Origin of the sequence: Micromonospora sp. NBC_01739 (genome assembly GCF_035920385.1) — a bacterium.
Taxonomy (GTDB): Bacteria; Actinomycetota; Actinomycetes; order Mycobacteriales; family Micromonosporaceae; genus Micromonospora.
The window spans coordinates 3,619,343-3,635,795 of record NZ_CP109151.1; the positions used below are offsets into that span (position 1 = coordinate 3,619,343).

The window sequence follows — 16,453 nt, forward strand, 5'->3', positions numbered from 1 at the left end:
CCATCGCCATCAGTTGCCGGAAGATGGTTAGGCTTAGTGATGGCGCTCTATTACCGGGACGATGCGGTGCAGGTCTCCTCAGAGTCGATCCGGGTCGCCGGACACGTCATCCCGATCTCCGAGGTCACCTATGTCTGGCATCAGAAGGGGCAGACCACCCTGGCGGTCCGGGGCCGGGTGCTCGGGCGGGGCGTACTGGTGCTGCTGCTGTCCCTGCCCCCGCTCATCGGGGTGGTCTGCGTACTGTCGCTGCTCTTCTCGGCCCAGGACCGGGGCTGGGTGCCGGCCCTGGTGGCACTGGTGGCCTGCCTGGTCATCGCCCTGGCCCTGGTGCCCTTCCTGGAGATCCCGCTGGGCTGGCTGGACCGCTCCTACGAACGCGGCAACCGGGTGCACGAGCTGTGGGTGCAGTACCGGGGGCAGGAGGCCATGGTGCTGCGCACCCCGGACGCCCTGCGCTTCGGGCAGATCTACCGGGCGGTGCAGCGGGCCGTGGAGCAGAGTGACCGCTGGTGACCACCCGCGCGGCGACGGTGGCCCGCCCGGCGCACACTGGAGTTCATGGTGATCCCCCTGCCCCGGCCGACCGCCGTCGTCGGCCTGACCCGTACCGCCCTCGACTCGGCCGCCTCCTTCGCCGCGATCCCGGGCCGCGCCTTCGCGGTCCTCGACGGGGTGGAGGCGCTGCTGACCCGGATCAACGGGGTGGTCGACCGGATCGAGGAGACCCTGGACCGCACCGACCAGGTGCTGGCCGACGCCGAGGTCGCCGTCCGGGAGGTAGCCGTGATCAGCGCCGCCGCGACCGCCGCGGTGGACAACGCCGGTACGGTCGCCGCTGCCGCCGCCGAGGTGGTGACGCGGGCGCAGACGGTGTCCGGCCGGGCGGCCGAGGCGGTAGGGGTGGCGGCCGAGGCCGCGGCGACGGCGGCCGAACTGCTGACCGCGTACGAGCCCGCGCTGCGCCGGGCCGCGCCGATGGCCACCCACTTCATCGAGCAGCTCAGCCACGAGGAGGTGGCCGCGGCGGTACGCCTAATCGACGAGTTGCCGAAGCTGCGGCAGCATCTCACCGCCGACGTCATGCCGATCCTGGCCACCCTGGACCGGGTCGGCCCGGACCTGCACGACCTGCTGGACGTCACCCGGGACCTCAAGCTAGCCGTGGCCGGCATCCCCGGCCTGGCGATGCTGCGTCGGCGCGGCGAGAAACTCAACGACGACGCCAGCTGACCGGGCCGGGTCCGCGGGGCCGGTTCAGGGGGTCGGGTACAACTCGTCGATCTCGGCCCGGTGGGGCAGGGACACGCTGGCGCCGAGGCGCCGGACGCAGGCCGCCCCGGCCGCCACCGCCCAGCGCACCGCGTCGACCAGGTCCCGGCCCTCGCCCCAGGCGACCGCCAGGGCACCGGTGAAGGCGTCCCCGGCGGCCGTGGAGTCGACGGCCGCCACCGGCACGGCGGGCAGGTGCACGGCGGTGCCCTCCCGATCGCCGTACCAGGCACCCGCCGCGCCGAGGGTCAGCACCGCTCGCGGCACCAGATCCAGCAGGGCGTGCGGGTCCTCCCGGCCCCGGCCGGTGTAGGCCTGGGCCTCGTTCTCGTTGACCACCAGCAGGTCCACGGCGGCCAGCAGTTCCGGCGGCATCGGGAGGGCGGGTGCCGCGTTGAGCACCACCCGTCTGCCCGCCTCCCGGGCGGCCACGGCAGCCTGGGTCACCGTCTCTACCGGGATCTCCAACTGGGCGACGAGCACGTCGGCCTCGCGTACCAGGTCGAGTTCGGCCTCGGTCAGGTCGGTGAGCGAGGCGTTGGCCCCCGGGGTCACCAGGATCGCGTTCTCGCCCGCGGCGTTCACCATCACCAGGGCCACCCCGGAGGGACCGTAGGTGACCCGTAGCGGGCCGGTGTCGACACCGGCGGCGGTGATCCGGGCCTTCAGGGTGACGCCGAACGAGTCCGAGCCGATCGCACCGAGGAAGGCGCAGTCGGCGCCCGCCCGGGTCGCGGCGATGGCCTGGTTGGCCCCCTTGCCGCCGGGCACCATGACGAAGTCCGTGCCGAGCCGGGTCTCACCCGGCCGGGGCAGGGCCTCCGCGGTGGCGACCAGATCCATGTTCGCGCTGCCCACCACGACGACGCGAGGCTGACGCACGGGAGCCTCCCTGCGGGGTTTGCGACTTGTTAGAAAGGGACCCTTCCTATACCTCAGGCGTTAAGAGGGGGCCCTTCCTTACACCTCAGGCGGCGCGGGCGGTGTAGCGGTCGCCGTTGCGTTCGACCAGCAGCGGCAGGCCGAAGGTCTTGGTGAGGTTGTCCGCGGTGAGGGTCTCCGCCAGCAGGCCCTGGGCCACCACCCCGCCGTCGCGCAGCAGCAGGGCGTGGGTGAACCCGGGCGGGATCTCCTCCACGTGGTGGGTGACCAGGACCATCGCCGGGGCGTCCGGATCCTGGGCCAGCTCGGCCAGCCGGGCCACCAGGTCCTCCCGGCCGCCCAGGTCCAGCCCGGCCGCCGGCTCGTCGAGCAGCAGCAGCTCCGGGTCGGTCATCAGCGCCCGGGCGATCTGGGTCCGCTTGCGTTCGCCCTCCGACAGGGTGCCGAACCTGCGGTCGGCCAGCCCGCCGACCCCGAGCTGACTCAGCAGGGCCCGCGCCCGGGCCTCGTCGGCCGGGTCGTAGCTCTCCCGCCAGCGGCCGACCACCGACCAGGCGGCGGTCATCACCACATCGGTGACCCGCTCGTCGGCCGGCAGGCTGGCGGCCAGGGCCGCGGTGGTCAGGCCGATGCGGGTACGCAGCTCGTTGAGGTCCGTGCGGCCGATCCGCTCCCCCAGCACGTGGGCGGTGCCGACGGTCGGGTGCAGCCGCCCCGAGGCCAGGTTGAGCAGGGTGGTCTTGCCGGCACCGTTGGGGCCCAGCACCACCCAGCGTTCGTCCAGCTCCACCCGCCAGTCGACGTCGTGCAGCAGGGCGGTGCCGGATCGGCGTACGCCGACGCCGTCGAGGCTGACCACCAGATCCGCGTCCACGGGTGCGGGGGCGGTCGAGGCGCCACCGGCGCCAGGGATCAGGTCACCAGTCACCCGCCCATCCAACCACGCAACGCGTGCCGCCCCCATGGGCGGGCGTGGTGGCCGTAGGGTGAGCGCCGTGTCGTTGCTCACCTCAGCCGAGTCGGCGGTCATGCCCAGTAGTGGTCCGGGGTCTTCCGCGTGAGCGCGGTCATCGAGATCGAGGGACTGCGGAAGACCTTCCGCAGTCTGCGTAAGGGTTCCCGGGTCGCCGTGGACGGCTTCGACCTGCTGGTCGAGGCCGGTCAGGTGCACGGGTTCCTGGGGCCCAACGGGTCGGGCAAGACCACCACCCTGCGGGCCTTGCTCGGGCTGGTCCGCGCCGACGCGGGACACCTGCGGGTGCTCGGTGCGGACGCACCGGAATCTCTGCCCCGGGTCGCCGCCCGGGTCGGCGCGATCGTGGAGAGTCCGCAGTTCTTCGGTAACTTCACCGGCCACCGCACCCTGCGGCTGCTGGCCGTGGCCGGGGGTCTGCCGGTCAGCCGGGTCGACGAGGTGCTGGAGCAGGTCGGGCTGCGCGATCGGGGCCACGACCGGGTCAAGGGGTACTCACTCGGCATGAAGCAGCGCCTGGCGGTGGCCTCGGCTCTGCTCAAACGGCCCGAGCTGCTGATTCTGGACGAGCCGGCCAACGGGCTGGACCCGGCGGGCATCCGGGAGATGCGGGACCTGATGCGGACCCTGGCCGGCAACGGGGTGACCGTGCTGGTCTCCAGTCACATCCTGGCCGAGATCCAGCTGATCTGCGACCACGTCACGATCATCTCCCGGGGGCGGCGGGTGACGGCCGGGCCGGTGGCCGAGGTGCTGGCCGGGTTCGACCGCAACGAGTGTCTGGTACGCGCCGACGACCTGGTCCGGGCCGAGGAGCTGCTACGCGGCGCCGGGTTGACCGTCACCGGGCACCCCGACCATCTGATCGTCGGCCGGGTGACCGATCCGACCCTGATCAGCCGGACCCTGGGCGAGCAGGGCCTCTGGGTACGCGAGCTGACCCCGGTGCGGCCGGATCTGGAGAGCGTCTTCCTGGAGTTGACCGGGGCCGGGCCGCAGCCGACTCTCCCCCGGCAGGCCGACGGCGGACCCCGGCCCGGGCCCGGGCCCGGCTCCGGTGGGGCGACCCCCGCCGCCGGCCGGATGATCGACCTGGACGAGTTCCGGGGGGTGGATCGGTGAACCTGTTCCGCGCCGAGGTGGAGCGGCTGACCGCCCGCCGCTTCGTGCAGCTGATGGTCCTGTTGCTGCTGGCGGCGTTCATGGTGACCGCGGGGACCACCCTGGCCGGTTCCCACTCGCCCACCCGGGACGAACTCGCCACCGCCCAGCAGGAGGCCGCGGCCAGTCGACAGGCCCTGGAGGCGGAACATGCCCGCTGCCTGGCCCGCGATCGGGGTGAGGAGTGGGCCCAACGAGACGGCGCCTACCTGCCGCACGACTGCGCCGAGGTCGATCCCGCCCGGTTGGACCGGTTGCCGGTCACGGCCGACTTTCTGGAGGGGGTCTTCACCTTCACCCAGCAGGCCGAGTCGCTGCTGTACTTCCTGATCGCCTTCCTGCTGATGTTCGGTTTCCTGGTCGGGGCCTCCTACATCGGCGCCGACCTGAACTCCGGCGGGGTGGTCAACCTCCTGCTGTGGCGGCCCCGCCGACTGATGGTGCTCGGTACGAAACTGGGCACCCTGCTCGGCGCGGTCGTGGTGCTGTCCGTGCTCGCCTCGGTGGCGTACCTGGTCACCTTCTGGGTCGTCGCCCACCTGGACGGCTATCCCGGCCCCACCGACCCAACCTTCTGGGCCGCCCTGGCCCAGTTGTGGGGTCGGGGGATCGGGCTGGTGCTGCTGGCCACCGGGGTCGGCTTCGCCCTGGCCACCATCGGTCGGCACACCGCGGCGGCCCTCGGCGCGGTGATGGCGTACCTGGTGGTGTGGGAGTTGGGCGGCCGGATCGTGCTGCAGATCCTGGAGGTGGCCCGGCCGGATCAGCTCATGCTCAGCACCCATGTGGCCGCCTGGCTCACCAAGGAGGTCCGGCTCTACGACAACAGTGTCTGCACCAGCGACTACTACGGCTACTGCGACGGCAGCTACCTGCTGACCTGGCGACCGGCCCTGGTCGTACTGCTGCTGCTCACCGCCGGTCTCACCATCGCCGCGTTCGCGGTGTTCCGGCGGCGGGACCTGGCCTGACCCGGCGGGACCTGGCCTGACCCGGCGGGGTCCTCAACCGACCGTGGAGCCGAAGACCTCGTCCCGGACGGCGTTCAGGGCGGTGCGCAGCGCGCCGTGCAGGATCGGTTCCTCGGTCAGCCCGGTGGGCACCACCCGGGGGCGGACCAGGGTGATGGCGGCCACCTCGTGCTGCACCCGCTCGGCCAGCGCGGCCCCTCCGGCCTGGCCGACCTCCCCGGCCAGCACCACCAGCGGGGGGTCCAGCACCACGCAGGTGCTGGCCACCCCCAGGGCCAACCGGCGCGCCACCTCGTCGAGCATCGGCCCGCCGGCCGTACCGGCGACGATGGCGGCCTTGACCGCCTCGGCGGCGCCACCGTCGGGGTAGCCGTGCTCGCGGGCCAGGGCGCGGATCGCGTCCGCCCCGGCCACCTGCTGGAAGGCCGGCTTGGCCCGGCGGGACACGTCGCGCGGGATCGGCGCCCCGGGCACCGGCAGGTAGCCGATCTCCCCGGCCGCGCCGCTGCTGCCGTGGTGCAACCGGCCGTTCAGCATGATCGCCAGGCCGACCCCGGCGCCGATCCAGACCAGGACGAAATCCTCCACCCCCTGGGCCGCGCCGGACTGGGCCTCGGCCACCGCGGCCAGGTTGACGTCGTTCTCGAAGACCACCGGGGTGTCCAGGTCCTCGCGGAGGGCGGCCAGCAGGCCACGGTGCCAGCGGGGCAGGTCGAAGGCGAAGGTGATGTCGCCGGTGCCCGGATCGACCAGGCCGGGGGTGCCGAGCACGATCCGGCGTACGCTGTCCAACTGCGCCCCGGCGCTGCTGGCGGCCTGGACCACGGCGTTGTGCACCACCCCCACCGGGTCGTCGGTGTCCTTGGTGGACTGTTCCACCCGCCCGACCACCGCGCCGGTGATGTCCGCGCAGGCGGCCACCACCCGTTCCGCCCCGACGTCCACCCCGACGACGTACGCGCTGCCCGGCCGCACGGCGTAGAGCTGCGCGTTCGGCCCCCGCCCGCCGGCCTGCTCACCCACCCGGGCCACCAGGCCCCGCTCCTCCAGCCGTTCCACCAACTGGGAGGCGGTGACCTTGGACAGGCCGGTCAACTCACCGATCCGGGCCCGGGTCAACGGCCCCTGCTCCAGCAGCAGTTCCAACGCCGCGCGGTCGTTGAGGGCCCGCAACAGCCGTGGTGTGCCGGGAAGCCGGGTCGCGCTCATGCCATGTCCTTGATTTTTAGTAAGCGTCGCTAACCATAGCTTCGCCTCGAACGGGTAGCCGTAGCGTATCCGCAGCAGGTGAGCGGATCGCTCAGCCGATCCGACATCACGATCAACATCTCGGCATCGAGAGGAGGGTGCGTGCGCCAGGATCCGGGACTTCGCCGACTGGCCCTGGGCACCCTGCTGGCCGCGTACCCGGGGCCGGTCCCGCCGGACTGGGCGGTCGAACTGGTAGCCGAGGGGTTGGCCGGGCACACCCTGTTCGGGACCAACATCGACACACCCGCGCAGGTGGCGGCCAGCACGGCCGCCCTGCGTACCGGCCGGGCCGAGGTCCTGGTGGCGATCGACGAGGAGGGTGGGGACGTCACCCGGTTGGCGCACGCCACCGGCAGCCCGTACCCGGGCAACGCGGCGCTCGGGGCGATCGACGACGAGGGGTTGACCCGGGAGGTCTACCGGGCCATCGGCGGGGAGTTGGCCGCCGTCGGGGTCACCGTGAATCTGGCGCCCGCGGTCGACGTCAACAGCACCGAGGAGAACCCGGTGATCGGCACCCGGTCCTTCGGGACCGATCCGGTGCGGGTGGGCGCACACTCCGCCGCCGCGGTCGGCGGTCTTCAGGCCGCCGGGGTGGCCGCCTGCGCCAAGCATTTTCCCGGGCACGGCGCCACGGTGACCGACTCCCACCACGAACTGCCCACCGTGGAGGTGTCCCCGCAGGTGTTGCGCCGCCGGGACCTGCCGCCCTTCGCCGCGGCGATCGCGGCCGGGGCCAGGGCGGTGATGACCGCCCACATCCGGGTACCGGCCCTGACCGGCACCCAGCCCGCCACCTTCAGCCGCGCCGTCCTGGTCGACCTGCTGCGCCGGGAGTACGGCTTCACCGGCGCGGTGATCACCGACGCCTTGGAGATGAAGGGTGCCGCCCTGGCGGCCGGCGGCATCGCCCCCGGGGCGGTACGGGCCCTGGCCGCCGGTGCGGATCTGCTCTGCATCGGGGCCAAGGTGGACGCTGCCCTGGTCGAAGGGGTGGTTGCCGAGGTCGTAGCGGCGGTGGGCGATGGTCGGCTGGCCCGGGAACGGGTGGAGCAGGCCGCCGGACGTGCTGCGAAACTGGCCGAGTGGACCCGCCACACCGGCCCGACCCCGGTCCCCTCCCCCGACCTGGGGTACGCGGCGGCCCGCCGAGCCCTTCGGGTGGAAGGTGTGCCGACCCGCTCGGTCGATCCGTTGGTGGTGCAGGTGCATGCCCGGTCCACCATCGTGCAGGGGCATGTGCCGTGGGGCCTCGGCCCGCATCTGGACGGCCCGGAGCTGGTCGAGGTGGTGGCCGCCGAGGCCGACCCGGATGAGCTTCGGCGGCGGGCCGGTGACCGTCCGATCGTGCTGGTCGGCCGACGGCTGCACCGGCTGCCCGGCGGGCCGGAGCTGGTCGACGCGCTGACCGCCGCCCATCCGGTGACCGTGGTGGAGATGGGTTGGCCGAGCGGGTGGCGGCCGGTGGGCAGCCGGGCCTTCGTGCTCACCTACGGCGCCAGCCACGCCAACGGCCGGGCCGCCGCCGAGGTGCTGGGCCTGATCCGCTGAGGCGTACGCCACTTCGACCGTCCACTGTTGAACACGTTCAACTCGCCTCCTACACTAGCGATGTCGATACTTGAACACGTTCAAATCGAGGTGTGGCGGCATGGACATCAAAGTCTGGATGTACCTGGTCTATCTGGTGGTCAGCATCGGTCTGACCATCTGGGTGGCCCGGACCCTGGCCCGCAACGGATTGGTCTTCCTTCAGGAGGTGTTCGCCGACGAGCGACTGGCCAACGCGGTGAACAACCTGCTGGTGGTCGGGTTCTACCTGCTGAACCTCGGCTATGTGACCGTGGCGATGCGGCACTCCGGGCTGATCGAGTCGACGAGCGAGGCCATGGAGGAACTGTCCTGGAAGATCGGGCTGGTGCTGCTGGTGCTCGGTGCCCTGCACTTCTTCAACGTCTTCACCCTCAACCGCTACCGCAAGAGCCGGCTCCGCCAACTGGCCACCGCACCCCCGCTGCCGCCGGCCGGGTACCTGCCCAGGCAGCAGCCCCACCCGGCCGCCGCACCGCCCGCCGGGCACCTGCCCAGGCAGCACCCTCACCCGGCCGCCGCCCCCGCCCAGGCCCCGACCCAAGGCCCCGCGCAGGGCCCGGTTCAGGGCGGCCCCACCCAGGGCTCGGCCCAGGGCCCCGCGCAGCCGCCGGCACCGCCCCGATGAACACCCGCCAGCCGACTGGTGGGCCACCGGATGCCAGCACGCACGGGGGTGCTGGCATCCGGTACCTCACCGTCCTCTACGACGCGCACTGCCCGATCTGCCGGACGGCCCGCGAGTGGCTGGCCTCGCAGGCGCAACTCGTACCCCTGGAGTTCGTGCCGGCCGGCTCGGCCGAGGCCCGGCAGCGCTTCCCCGGCCTGGACCACGAGGCCACCCTGCGCGACATCACCGTGGTGGCCGACGACGGGGCGCTCTACATCGGCGACGGCGCCTGGATCGCCTGCCTGTGGGCGCTGGCCGAGTACCGGGCCACGGCCGAGCGCCTGTCCCGTCCCCACCTGCTGCCGCTGGCGCGAGGGGTGGTGGCCGCCGCCTCGGCGGTCAGGGAGATGGTCCGGGAACCGGGGTCGGTGCCGCCCGGAGGGTCGACCGGATACGGTGGCCCGGATGACCGACCAGTCTGTGCCGACGACCGCTGCGGGTGAGGCGACGACCGCCCGGGGCGAGCAGACCCGGCAGTTGATCCTGGAAACCGCGCTGCGGCTGTTCCGCGAGCGCGGGTACGCCCGCACCACCATGCGCGCCATCGCCCAGGAGGCCGGAGTGGCGGTCGGCAACGCCTACTACTACTTCGACTCCAAGGAACGCCTGATCCAGGAGTTCTACACCCGGACCGAGGAGGAGCACCGGGCCGCGGCGCGACCGGTGTTGGCGCGGGAGACGACCTTCGCCGCCCGGCTGGCCGGGGTGCTGCACGCGGCCATCGACGTGTCGACCCCCGCGCACGACTTCGCGGCGAGCGTCTTCAAGTTCGCCGCGGAGCCCACTTCACCGCTGAGCCCCTTCTCGCCCGAGTCGAGCGGCCCGCGCCAGGCATCCATCGAACTGTTCGACGAGGTGCTGAGCGGCTCCACCACCAAGGTCGACCCGGAACTGCGTCCCCACCTGCCCGAACTGCTCTGGCTGGCGTACATGGGGATAGTGCTCTTCTGGGTCTACGACCGCTCGCCGGGGCAGGCCCGGACCCGGATGCTCATCAACGGGGCGGTGCCGTTGATCGACCGACTGGTCTCCCTCTCCCGGCTGCGGGTCCTGCGCCCGGTCACCCGGCAGATCGTCGACCTGCTGCGCATGCTCCGCCAGTGATCTCCACTGGGACACGTTTCTCCTGGTCAAGTCCACTATTGGACAGCAGAAGGAGCCGGTGGAGGCTTGCCCTGCCGACGACCCGATACGTAGCGTGATCGGCAGACGTCGTACGCGGACCTGGGGGGAGGCTGCGGACCGTGGATCCGGCCCGGGATTCACGGTCCGCGCCCTGCCGAGGCGGTCAACCGGGATAGACCCCGTAGGACCCCCAACCCCGATCCGGGAAACCGGCCGCCTCGGCCACCCGGGCCGAGGCCGCGTTGGCTCGGTCGTGCAGATAGGTCGGCACGGCACCCTCGTCGAGCACCCGGCGGGCCGCCTGCGCCACCAGGCACCGGGCCAGTCCCCGCCCCCGGGCGGTCGGCACCGTGCCCACGGCCAGTTCCTGCCCGAACGGGTCGTGCCGCTTGATCCCGACTCCGGCCAGGTAGCGCCCCTGGTCGTCGCGGACCACCAGCACGGGCCGGTCGAAGAGTCGCAGCCAGGAGGGCAGGCCGAGGGTGGTCGGCGCGACCCACTCACCGATCTCCGGCAGCGGCGCGGGGGCCATGCTCCACCGGAACACGTCGTCGTGCACCACCCACCCCGAGGGTCGACCGACCGCTGCCGGCAGCGCGGGCAGTAGGGCCGTGGACCGCCGGGCCAGTTCGCGAACCCCGGCGACCCGGTCGGGTGGCACGGACAGCACCGTGCTCTCGCCGGTGGTGACCGCGATCGCCGGACGCAGGCGGCCGTCCCAGGCCGGGTGGCTGCGTCGCCAGGAACCCACGACGTGCAGCCCCTTGCCCGCCGGCCACTGCCCCAGCCAGGTGGCCAGGTGCAGGTGGAGTCGCCGGTCGCGCACCGTCCACCTCCCGCGCCCTCGCTGCCGCCCGCCCACCCTACGACGGACCAGGGTCACGACGCCGACCCTCCGGAAGGACCCGGTGAGGTGATCTTCGCGCCCCGTCGGAACCAAGGTCATCGTTCCGGCGTCATAGCCAATTCCATACATGTACAACTTTCTCTGGAATGGTGGGCTCATGCCGATGCACCCGGACGACCGTCACCAGCAGGATCCCACCCGGATCTGGCCGTACGACCGGGCGGCGAGTCGCCTTCCCGGCCAGCCTCGGCACCACAGCCGGCGGACCGGCCGACTGTCCTGGGAGACGCTGAACCGGTCCTCGGTCGGGGGCTCGGCCTGCCACCTCAACACCCACTGATCCGCCGGATCTCCCCCGTCACCGGCCGGGTGTCCGGGCCGACTCCGACGGCGAGCCAGCGCCGCCGTTCGCACACCTGTCGGGTAACGTCTGCTGGTCCTTCGACCGGGTTACGACGGGAGCTAGCGCACTCATGGGCAAGAAGACGATCCGCGTCTCCGACTTCAGCGGCACGGTGCTGGGCGCCGACGACGAGGCGGTCCGCGTCGTCGTCCTCGAGCACCCTGATCTGGTGGCCGGGCCCGTGCAGCTGGACGCGACAGCGCTCGAGGTGGAGAGCCTGGACGACGCGGCGCTGGATGTGGCCGTGGTGGAGATCCATGACCGGCATGGTGACGGCGAACCCCGTCGGGTGGTGCTGACCGCCAGCGAGTTCGACGCCCTGGCCACGGAGATGCCGATGGCCCAACTGCTCAGGACCGCCGAGCGGGTCCGCCCGCCGAAGGCCCGCCGGGCCACCGAGAAGATCGACTACGGCACCATCGAGCACGCCGGCAAGCCCCACCGGGGACGGGTCACCGAGGAGGAGGCCCGGCTGGTCCGCGAACACCTCGACGAGGTGAACAAGCGCCTGGCCGACGCCGGCCTGCGCCAGATCGACCCGGCCGACCCGGAGCACGCCGCCCGGTACGGCTTCCCCACCGCCTGATCAGCTATTCGAAGGCCCGGACCTTGGCCAGGGTCGCCACGATCTGCGCCTCCGTGGTGGCCTTGTCCAGGCCCAGCCCGGTCAGCACCCCCTGGCCGTCCTCCTGCTCCAGCAGCGCCAGCAGGATGTGCTCCGTACCGATGTAGTTGTGCCCCAGCCGCAGCGCCTCGCGGAAGGTCAACTCAAGGGCCTTCTTGGCGGCGGCGTCGTACGGGATCAGGTCGGGCACCTCCTCGGCCGCCGGCGGCAGCGCGGCCGTGGCGGCCTGGCGCACCGCCTCGGCCGACACCCCGGCGGCGGTCAGTGCCCTGGCGGCCAGCGCCTCCGGCTCGGCTAGCAGCCCGAGCACCAGGTGGGCCGGGGTGGTGTGGGCGCTGCCGGCGGCCTTGGCCTCGTTGTGCGCGGCGGCGACCACGTTGCGGGCGCGCGGGGTGAAGCGTTGGAAGCCCTCCCGGGGGTCCATGGTCCCGGCGACGAAGCGCTTCTGGGCGGCCTGCTTGCTCACCCCCATGCTGCGGCCGATCTCGGTCCACGAGGCCCCGGAGCGGCGGGCCTGGTCGACGAAGTGGCCGATCAGGTGGTCGGCCACTTCACCGATGTGATCGGCGACCATGACCGCCCCGGAGAGTTGATCGAGGGCGTTGGTGTGGGTCTGCTTGATGGTCTCGATCAGGTCGTCGAGCCGGATCGGGTTGTTCATCTGCACAGGGTTCGTCATGCGTCAACCGTAGGTTGACGATGGCCCACCCGTCAACCCCAGGTTGACGATCAAGCGGTGAGCCGCGGGGCCCGGTGGTGCGTAAGAGTCGGTGAGGACCCCGGTGGGTAGTAGCCCAGCGGAATCACCGATACGGGAGGCGAGATGGGCGACGCGCAGACGGTCGGCGGGCGACGGCTCTGGTGGTGGCTCGGCGGGGCCCTGCTGGTCGTGGTGGTGGTCCTGGTGGCCAGCTGGACCTGGGTGACCGTGCGCGGCGAGGGCCGATCCGGGCATGTCGTCACCGGTGCCGTCGGTGACCTGCGGGAGGCCACCTTCGTGCTGCTCGACGGCGCCGACGTGATCCGGGTGCGCACCGCCGACCTGGGCGAGGAGGCCTACCGGGTGTCCACCCCGGGCGACGCCGCGCTGCGCCCGGCCGCCTCACTCACTGAGGGAAGGGTGATGACCAGCCTGCGGGACACCGGCAAGGCCGGCCCGGCGATCGTCGAGGTGGCCCTGCACGAGTCCGTACGCTGGCACATCCGGCTCAACGGCGGGGCCAAGGAGCAGCACCTGGACCTAAGCAACGCCCAGGTGGGCGAGATCGAGTTCACCGCGGGAGCCAACCGGATCGAGCTGACCCTGCCCACCCCCACCGGAACCCAGCGCACCGTGCTCGGCGGCGGCGCCAGTCAGGTCCTCGTCCGCCTGGCCGGCGATGCACCCGTCCAGGTCCGCGCGGGCGGCGGCGCCGGCACGGTCACGGTCGACGGCACCACCCACTCCGGGGTGGCCGGGGGCACCACCTTCACCGCCCCGCAGTGGGCGGAGGCGGCGGACCGCTACGACATCGACGCCACCGCCGGAGTCTCCGGCCTGACCGTCGAGCGCACCGAGGCCGACCGCTGATCGAACGCGGATACGGTATGTGCCGCAGGCGTACGCACCATCGGGCGGTACGCCGGTGGTGGTGAAGGGACCGAGAGCATGCGGCTACACGTCGGCTGCGCCATGTGGACGCACAAGGCGTGGCAGGGACGGCTGCTGGCACATCCCCTGCCGGCTGAGGAGCGGCTGCGGCACTACGCCGGGTGGTGTGACGCCGTCGAGGGCAACACCACCTTCTACGCCACCCCGGCCCGGGAGACGGTGGCCTCCTGGGCCCGGCAGACCGACCCGGACTTCCGGTTCGTGCCGAAGGTGCCCAAGGTGGTGACGCACGAGCGACGGCTGACCGAGGTGACCGAGCCGATGCGTGCCTTCCTGGACGCGATCGAGCCCCTGGGTCCGCGGGCCCACGCCCTCTGGGTGCAGCTCCCCCGTTCCTTCGCCCCCTCGGACCTGCCCACCCTGGCCCGGTTCCTGCGCCGGATGCCGGCCGCCCACCGGTGTGCGGTGGAGGTTCGCCACCCCGAGTTCTTCACCGACCCCTCGGCGGCCCGCAAACTGGAGGCGGTGCTCGCCCAGACCGACGCCGAGTGGGTGCCCTTCGACACCACGACCTTATTCGCCGAGCCGCCGACCAGCGACGCCGAGCGGGACGCCTGGACCAAGAAACCCCGCACCCCGCTGCGTACCCGGGCGCTGACCGACCGGCCGATCGTCCGCTATCTGGGCCGCGACGACCCGGACCGTACGGTCGAGGGGTGGCAGCGGTGGATAGACATCACCGTGGGTTGGCTGCGCGAGGGACGCTCCCCCACCCTGTTCATCCACACCCCGGACAACGCGCAGGCACCTACCCTGGCCCGCCGGTTCCACGACGAGGTACGCGCCCGGGTACCCGAACTGGCGCCCCTACCTAGTCCGATCCCGGTCGAGCCCACAACCCTCTTCTGACCCTTGCGGCCGGGGGGTCGGCGCCGAGTCGCCGCCCCGGGATCGGCCGGAACGCCGGGTCACCCGGTAGGCGCGGGCCAGCTGGCCCGGCCAGCCCAGGAAACGGTCGAAGATGTCGGTGGCGCTGCCGGTGAGACTGGGGCTCAGCCGGTGCAGATCGTCGATGGCGTCGCACAGGCAGCCGGCCAGATAGAGCCGCAGGCCCACGGGATCGGTCGCGTAGTCGGCCAGCAGGGCCAGCTTGGCCCGGGTACACGGCCAGGGTTGACCGCACTGGCGGCACATCCACAGCGGACGCATCGGCGGATGCTCCACCGGTTCGGTGGCCAGCAGATGCGGGAGCGGAGCCTGGTCCTCCTCAGCCATGACCGCCCCGTCCTCCATGCGCGGGGATGCCGGCCGGGCAGGTCCACTCCGGAACGGTGATGCGTCGGTGCCTCACACAGTAGGAGACCGCCGGACCGCCCGGTGAATAACGGAAATCGGGTCAGGCCCAGGGATCGCGTACGACGAAGGAGCTGGCGGCCGTGAAGGCCGGGCTGCCGTCCGGGACGTCCAACCACAAGCCGCCGTCGCGGTAGTGCACCACATGCGAGGGGTAGTTGTACGACCGGAGGATCACCGATCCGGTGCCGCCGCCCGGGCCCGGGCAGAAGGTGGCGTCCTCCCGGAAGATGGTGGTGTCCTCCCTGCTGCTCAGCTGCACCCGCATCCCCCAGTGCCGCAGGTATCGCCCGTCGGCCAGGCGCAGGGTGACGCAGTCGGAGTCGGCCAGTCCGCGACCGACCGTGAAGGTGGCCCGCTGCCGGTCCGGCCGAGGGCTGGCCGCGTCGACCTCGGCGAGTTGGGCGTACTTGCCGTCATGGCTGAGGTAGCGACCGGCCACCTTCACCGATTCCAGCGACCAGGTGCCCGGCGCAATGGTCCCCGGCGGGATGGTCGGTCCGTTCGTCGGCGGGGGGGCCGCGGTCGGCGGAGGCGCGACCGGCGGCGGGGTGGCGAAGGAGGGCGAGGGGGCCGGGGACCGCCGGGCCAGGGAGGGTTGGGCCGGCGAGGTCTCGGCGGAGGGCGCCCGGGTGGCCGCCACCGGGGCCGCCGTGGTGGGTGCCGCGATGGCGGCCGGTGGGTTCGATGCCGACCCGGGTTGCAGCACCACCAGGGTCACCGGGGCGACGAGCAGGGCCGCCCCGGCGGCCAGGCCGGCCACCGGGTGGGCACTGACCATCTGGGCCAGCTTGCCGAACAGGGTGCCCGGGGTGCCGCCGCCGACCGTCGTCGTGGCCGTGGTCGTGACCGTCGTCGTGGCCGTGGTCGTGACCGTCGTGGTGGCCGAGGCCGCCAGGGCGGGGGTGGCCAGGGTGGTCGTGGTCAACAGCCCCTTGGCGGCCAACGCGGCGGCCAGACCGGCCGGCACCACCAGCGGGGCGATGCTCAGCAGCAGCCGTTCCGTGGGCACCTGACCCTGGGTGAGAGTGGAGCAGGTGGGACAGTCCCGGGTGTGCCGGGCGATCCGCTTGCGCCACACCGAGGTGGGGACCCCGTCCCAGCCGTCCAGGGTCTCGGTCAGCCCGGCACAGCGTGGCCGCACGGCCAGCGCCGCGACGATGACCCGGCTCAGTTCGAGTTGCTCCCGCATCCGTTGCAGGCGTACCCCGACCTGCGCCACCCGGGTGTCGCAGGCGGCGGCGATCTCCCGGCGGGTCAACTGGCCGGCGCACTCCTGCCACCACAGGGACAGCATCGGACGGTGGTTGGGGTCCAGCCAGCGGGTCGCGGCCACCACCTGACGGCGCTGGTCGGCCAGGTGCAGCCGCAGGATCGCCTCGTCCTCGACATCGCCGGCGGCCGACAACAGGTCGGCCGGGTCGACCATGGTGGTCCGGTGGGTGGCGGTACGCAGCCGCTGCCGGTGGGTGGCGATCTGCCGCACCGCGATCGCCACCAGCCAGGACCGGAAACTCTCCGGGGCGCGCAGGGCGGGCAGGTCCCGGATGACCCGGATCAGGGTCTCCTGGACCACGTCGTCGATGTCGGGGTGACCGTGCAGGGCCCGACCGACGATGTTGTAGAGCAACGGCAGATGGGCGGCGATGAGTCGGTCACGAGCCGAACCATCGCCCGACTGCGCTGCGGTGACGAGTTCCACGTCATTCGCAGTGATCGCCATCCAGCACCGCCCCAAT

General features: G+C 72.4%; 18 protein-coding genes and 1 pseudogene. 12 read left to right on the plus strand and 7 right to left on the minus strand.

Going from position 1 to position 16,453, the window contains the following annotated elements:
- The first annotated feature begins 39 nt into the window (after positions 1-39).
- Positions 40-516: a DUF6232 family protein gene (locus tag OIE53_RS16140; protein WP_327022370.1), complete on the plus strand. Its 477-nt coding sequence runs from the start codon at positions 40-42 to the stop codon at positions 514-516.
- 45 nt (positions 517-561) lie between these two features.
- Positions 562-1,233, plus strand: a complete 672-nt coding sequence (locus tag OIE53_RS16145; protein ID WP_327022371.1) for a hypothetical protein — start codon at positions 562-564, stop codon at positions 1,231-1,233.
- Between the two features lie 24 nt (positions 1,234-1,257).
- Here OIE53_RS16145 and OIE53_RS16150 read toward each other — a convergent pair whose 3' ends face one another.
- Together OIE53_RS16150 and OIE53_RS16155 are read right to left on the minus strand one after the other, a co-directional pair.
- On the minus strand, positions 1,258-2,154 hold the full coding sequence (locus OIE53_RS16150; protein ID WP_327022372.1) for a ribokinase: 897 nt from the start codon (positions 2,152-2,154) through the stop codon (positions 1,258-1,260).
- Positions 2,155-2,239: 85 nt separating this feature from the next.
- Positions 2,240-3,118 (minus strand): ABC transporter ATP-binding protein, encoded by an 879-nt coding sequence (locus OIE53_RS16155; RefSeq protein WP_327027240.1) that lies wholly within the window; start codon positions 3,116-3,118, stop codon positions 2,240-2,242.
- Positions 3,119-3,211: 93 nt separating this feature from the next.
- On the opposite strand from OIE53_RS16155, the gene OIE53_RS16160 reads away from it, so the two are divergent.
- Both OIE53_RS16160 and OIE53_RS16165 read left to right on the plus strand, forming a co-directional pair.
- The gene (locus OIE53_RS16160) at positions 3,212-4,249 is read left to right on the plus strand and encodes an ABC transporter ATP-binding protein (RefSeq protein ID WP_327022373.1); all 1,038 of its coding nucleotides are present in this window, start codon (positions 3,212-3,214) and stop codon (positions 4,247-4,249) included.
- Positions 4,246-5,259, plus strand: a complete 1,014-nt coding sequence (locus tag OIE53_RS16165) for an ABC transporter permease subunit (protein WP_327022374.1) — start codon at positions 4,246-4,248, stop codon at positions 5,257-5,259. Before OIE53_RS16160 ends, OIE53_RS16165 begins: the two co-directional genes overlap by 4 nt.
- A 33-nt stretch (positions 5,260-5,292) precedes the next feature.
- Here OIE53_RS16165 and OIE53_RS16170 read toward each other — a convergent pair whose 3' ends face one another.
- Positions 5,293-6,468, minus strand: a complete 1,176-nt coding sequence (locus OIE53_RS16170) for an ROK family transcriptional regulator (protein WP_327022375.1) — start codon at positions 6,466-6,468, stop codon at positions 5,293-5,295.
- Between the two features lie 141 nt (positions 6,469-6,609).
- On the opposite strand from OIE53_RS16170, the gene OIE53_RS16175 reads away from it, so the two are divergent.
- The 4 genes from OIE53_RS16175 (at position 6,610) to OIE53_RS16190 (ending at position 9,874) form a co-directional block, all read left to right on the plus strand.
- A complete protein-coding gene (locus OIE53_RS16175) occupies positions 6,610-8,061 on the plus strand; it encodes a glycoside hydrolase family 3 protein (RefSeq protein ID WP_327022376.1) in 1,452 nt (483 codons plus the stop codon).
- A 100-nt stretch (positions 8,062-8,161) separates the two neighbouring features.
- A complete protein-coding gene (locus OIE53_RS16180) occupies positions 8,162-8,728 on the plus strand; it encodes a hypothetical protein (RefSeq protein ID WP_327022377.1) in 567 nt (188 codons plus the stop codon).
- Positions 8,725-9,213, plus strand: a complete 489-nt coding sequence (locus OIE53_RS16185; protein ID WP_327022378.1) for a thiol-disulfide oxidoreductase DCC family protein — start codon at positions 8,725-8,727, stop codon at positions 9,211-9,213. Before OIE53_RS16180 ends, OIE53_RS16185 begins: the two co-directional genes overlap by 4 nt.
- Positions 9,176-9,874 carry a TetR/AcrR family transcriptional regulator gene (locus OIE53_RS16190; protein WP_327022379.1) on the plus strand — a complete coding sequence of 233 codons (699 nt, stop codon included), beginning with the start codon at positions 9,176-9,178 and terminating at the stop codon, positions 9,872-9,874. The genes OIE53_RS16185 and OIE53_RS16190 overlap by 38 nt, the downstream gene beginning before the upstream one ends.
- Before the next feature lie 184 nt (positions 9,875-10,058).
- Here the strand turns inward: OIE53_RS16190 and OIE53_RS16195 are convergent, their stop codons facing one another.
- On the minus strand, positions 10,059-10,721 hold the full coding sequence (locus tag OIE53_RS16195; RefSeq protein WP_327022380.1) for a GNAT family N-acetyltransferase: 663 nt from the start codon (positions 10,719-10,721) through the stop codon (positions 10,059-10,061).
- Positions 10,722-10,899: 178 nt separating this feature from the next.
- Between OIE53_RS16195 and OIE53_RS16200 the strand changes: the two genes are divergently transcribed.
- The gene (locus OIE53_RS16200; RefSeq protein WP_327022381.1) at positions 10,900-11,082 is read left to right on the plus strand and encodes a hypothetical protein; all 183 of its coding nucleotides are present in this window, start codon (positions 10,900-10,902) and stop codon (positions 11,080-11,082) included.
- 133 nt (positions 11,083-11,215) lie between these two features.
- Positions 11,216-11,731: a hypothetical protein gene (locus OIE53_RS16205; RefSeq protein ID WP_327022382.1), complete on the plus strand. Its 516-nt coding sequence runs from the start codon at positions 11,216-11,218 to the stop codon at positions 11,729-11,731.
- Positions 11,732-11,735: 4 nt separating this feature from the next.
- Here the strand turns inward: OIE53_RS16205 and OIE53_RS16210 are convergent, their stop codons facing one another.
- On the minus strand, positions 11,736-12,449 hold the full coding sequence (locus OIE53_RS16210) for a Clp protease N-terminal domain-containing protein (RefSeq protein ID WP_327022383.1): 714 nt from the start codon (positions 12,447-12,449) through the stop codon (positions 11,736-11,738).
- A gap of 144 nt (positions 12,450-12,593) precedes the next feature.
- Here OIE53_RS16210 and OIE53_RS16215 point away from each other — a divergent pair, with 144 nt between their 5' ends.
- Positions 12,594-13,340 carry a hypothetical protein gene (locus OIE53_RS16215; protein WP_327022384.1) on the plus strand — a complete coding sequence of 249 codons (747 nt, stop codon included), beginning with the start codon at positions 12,594-12,596 and terminating at the stop codon, positions 13,338-13,340.
- Positions 13,341-13,442: 102 nt separating this feature from the next.
- Positions 13,443-14,270 (plus strand): DUF72 domain-containing protein, encoded by an 828-nt coding sequence (locus OIE53_RS16220; RefSeq protein ID WP_327027241.1) that lies wholly within the window; start codon positions 13,443-13,445, stop codon positions 14,268-14,270.
- A gap of 57 nt (positions 14,271-14,327) precedes the next feature.
- On the opposite strand, the pseudogene OIE53_RS16225 reads toward OIE53_RS16220, so the two are convergent.
- Positions 14,328-14,636 (minus strand): annotated as a pseudogene (locus tag OIE53_RS16225) (hypothetical protein); the annotation flags it as partial.
- A 121-nt stretch (positions 14,637-14,757) separates the two neighbouring features.
- Positions 14,758-16,437 carry a sigma-70 family RNA polymerase sigma factor gene (locus OIE53_RS16230; protein WP_327022385.1) on the minus strand — a complete coding sequence of 560 codons (1,680 nt, stop codon included), beginning with the start codon at positions 16,435-16,437 and terminating at the stop codon, positions 14,758-14,760.
- Positions 16,438-16,453: the final 16 nt, after the last annotated feature.

Excerpts from the sequence above, each read along its gene's own strand:
- OIE53_RS16140 (WP_327022370.1), top strand. The coding sequence starts at position 40 with ATGGCGCTCTATTACCGGGACGATGCGGTGCAGGTCTCCTCAGAGTCG.
- OIE53_RS16145 (WP_327022371.1), top strand. The coding sequence starts at position 562 with ATGGTGATCCCCCTGCCCCGGCCGACCGCCGTCGTCGGCCTGACCCGT.
- OIE53_RS16155 (WP_327027240.1), bottom strand. The coding sequence starts at position 3,118 with ATGGGGGCGGCACGCGTTGCGTGGTTGGATGGGCGGGTGACTGGTGAC.
- OIE53_RS16170 (WP_327022375.1), bottom strand. The coding sequence starts at position 6,468 with ATGAGCGCGACCCGGCTTCCCGGCACACCACGGCTGTTGCGGGCCCTC.
- OIE53_RS16180 (WP_327022377.1), top strand. The coding sequence starts at position 8,162 with ATGGACATCAAAGTCTGGATGTACCTGGTCTATCTGGTGGTCAGCATC.
- OIE53_RS16185 (WP_327022378.1), top strand. The coding sequence starts at position 8,725 with ATGAACACCCGCCAGCCGACTGGTGGGCCACCGGATGCCAGCACGCAC.
- OIE53_RS16190 (WP_327022379.1), top strand. The coding sequence starts at position 9,176 with ATGACCGACCAGTCTGTGCCGACGACCGCTGCGGGTGAGGCGACGACC.
- OIE53_RS16200 (WP_327022381.1), top strand. The coding sequence starts at position 10,900 with ATGCCGATGCACCCGGACGACCGTCACCAGCAGGATCCCACCCGGATC.
- OIE53_RS16205 (WP_327022382.1), top strand. The coding sequence starts at position 11,216 with ATGGGCAAGAAGACGATCCGCGTCTCCGACTTCAGCGGCACGGTGCTG.
- OIE53_RS16210 (WP_327022383.1), bottom strand. The coding sequence starts at position 12,449 with ATGACGAACCCTGTGCAGATGAACAACCCGATCCGGCTCGACGACCTG.
- OIE53_RS16215 (WP_327022384.1), top strand. The coding sequence starts at position 12,594 with ATGGGCGACGCGCAGACGGTCGGCGGGCGACGGCTCTGGTGGTGGCTC.
- OIE53_RS16220 (WP_327027241.1), top strand. The coding sequence starts at position 13,443 with ATGTGGACGCACAAGGCGTGGCAGGGACGGCTGCTGGCACATCCCCTG.
- OIE53_RS16230 (WP_327022385.1), bottom strand. The coding sequence starts at position 16,437 with ATGGCGATCACTGCGAATGACGTGGAACTCGTCACCGCAGCGCAGTCG.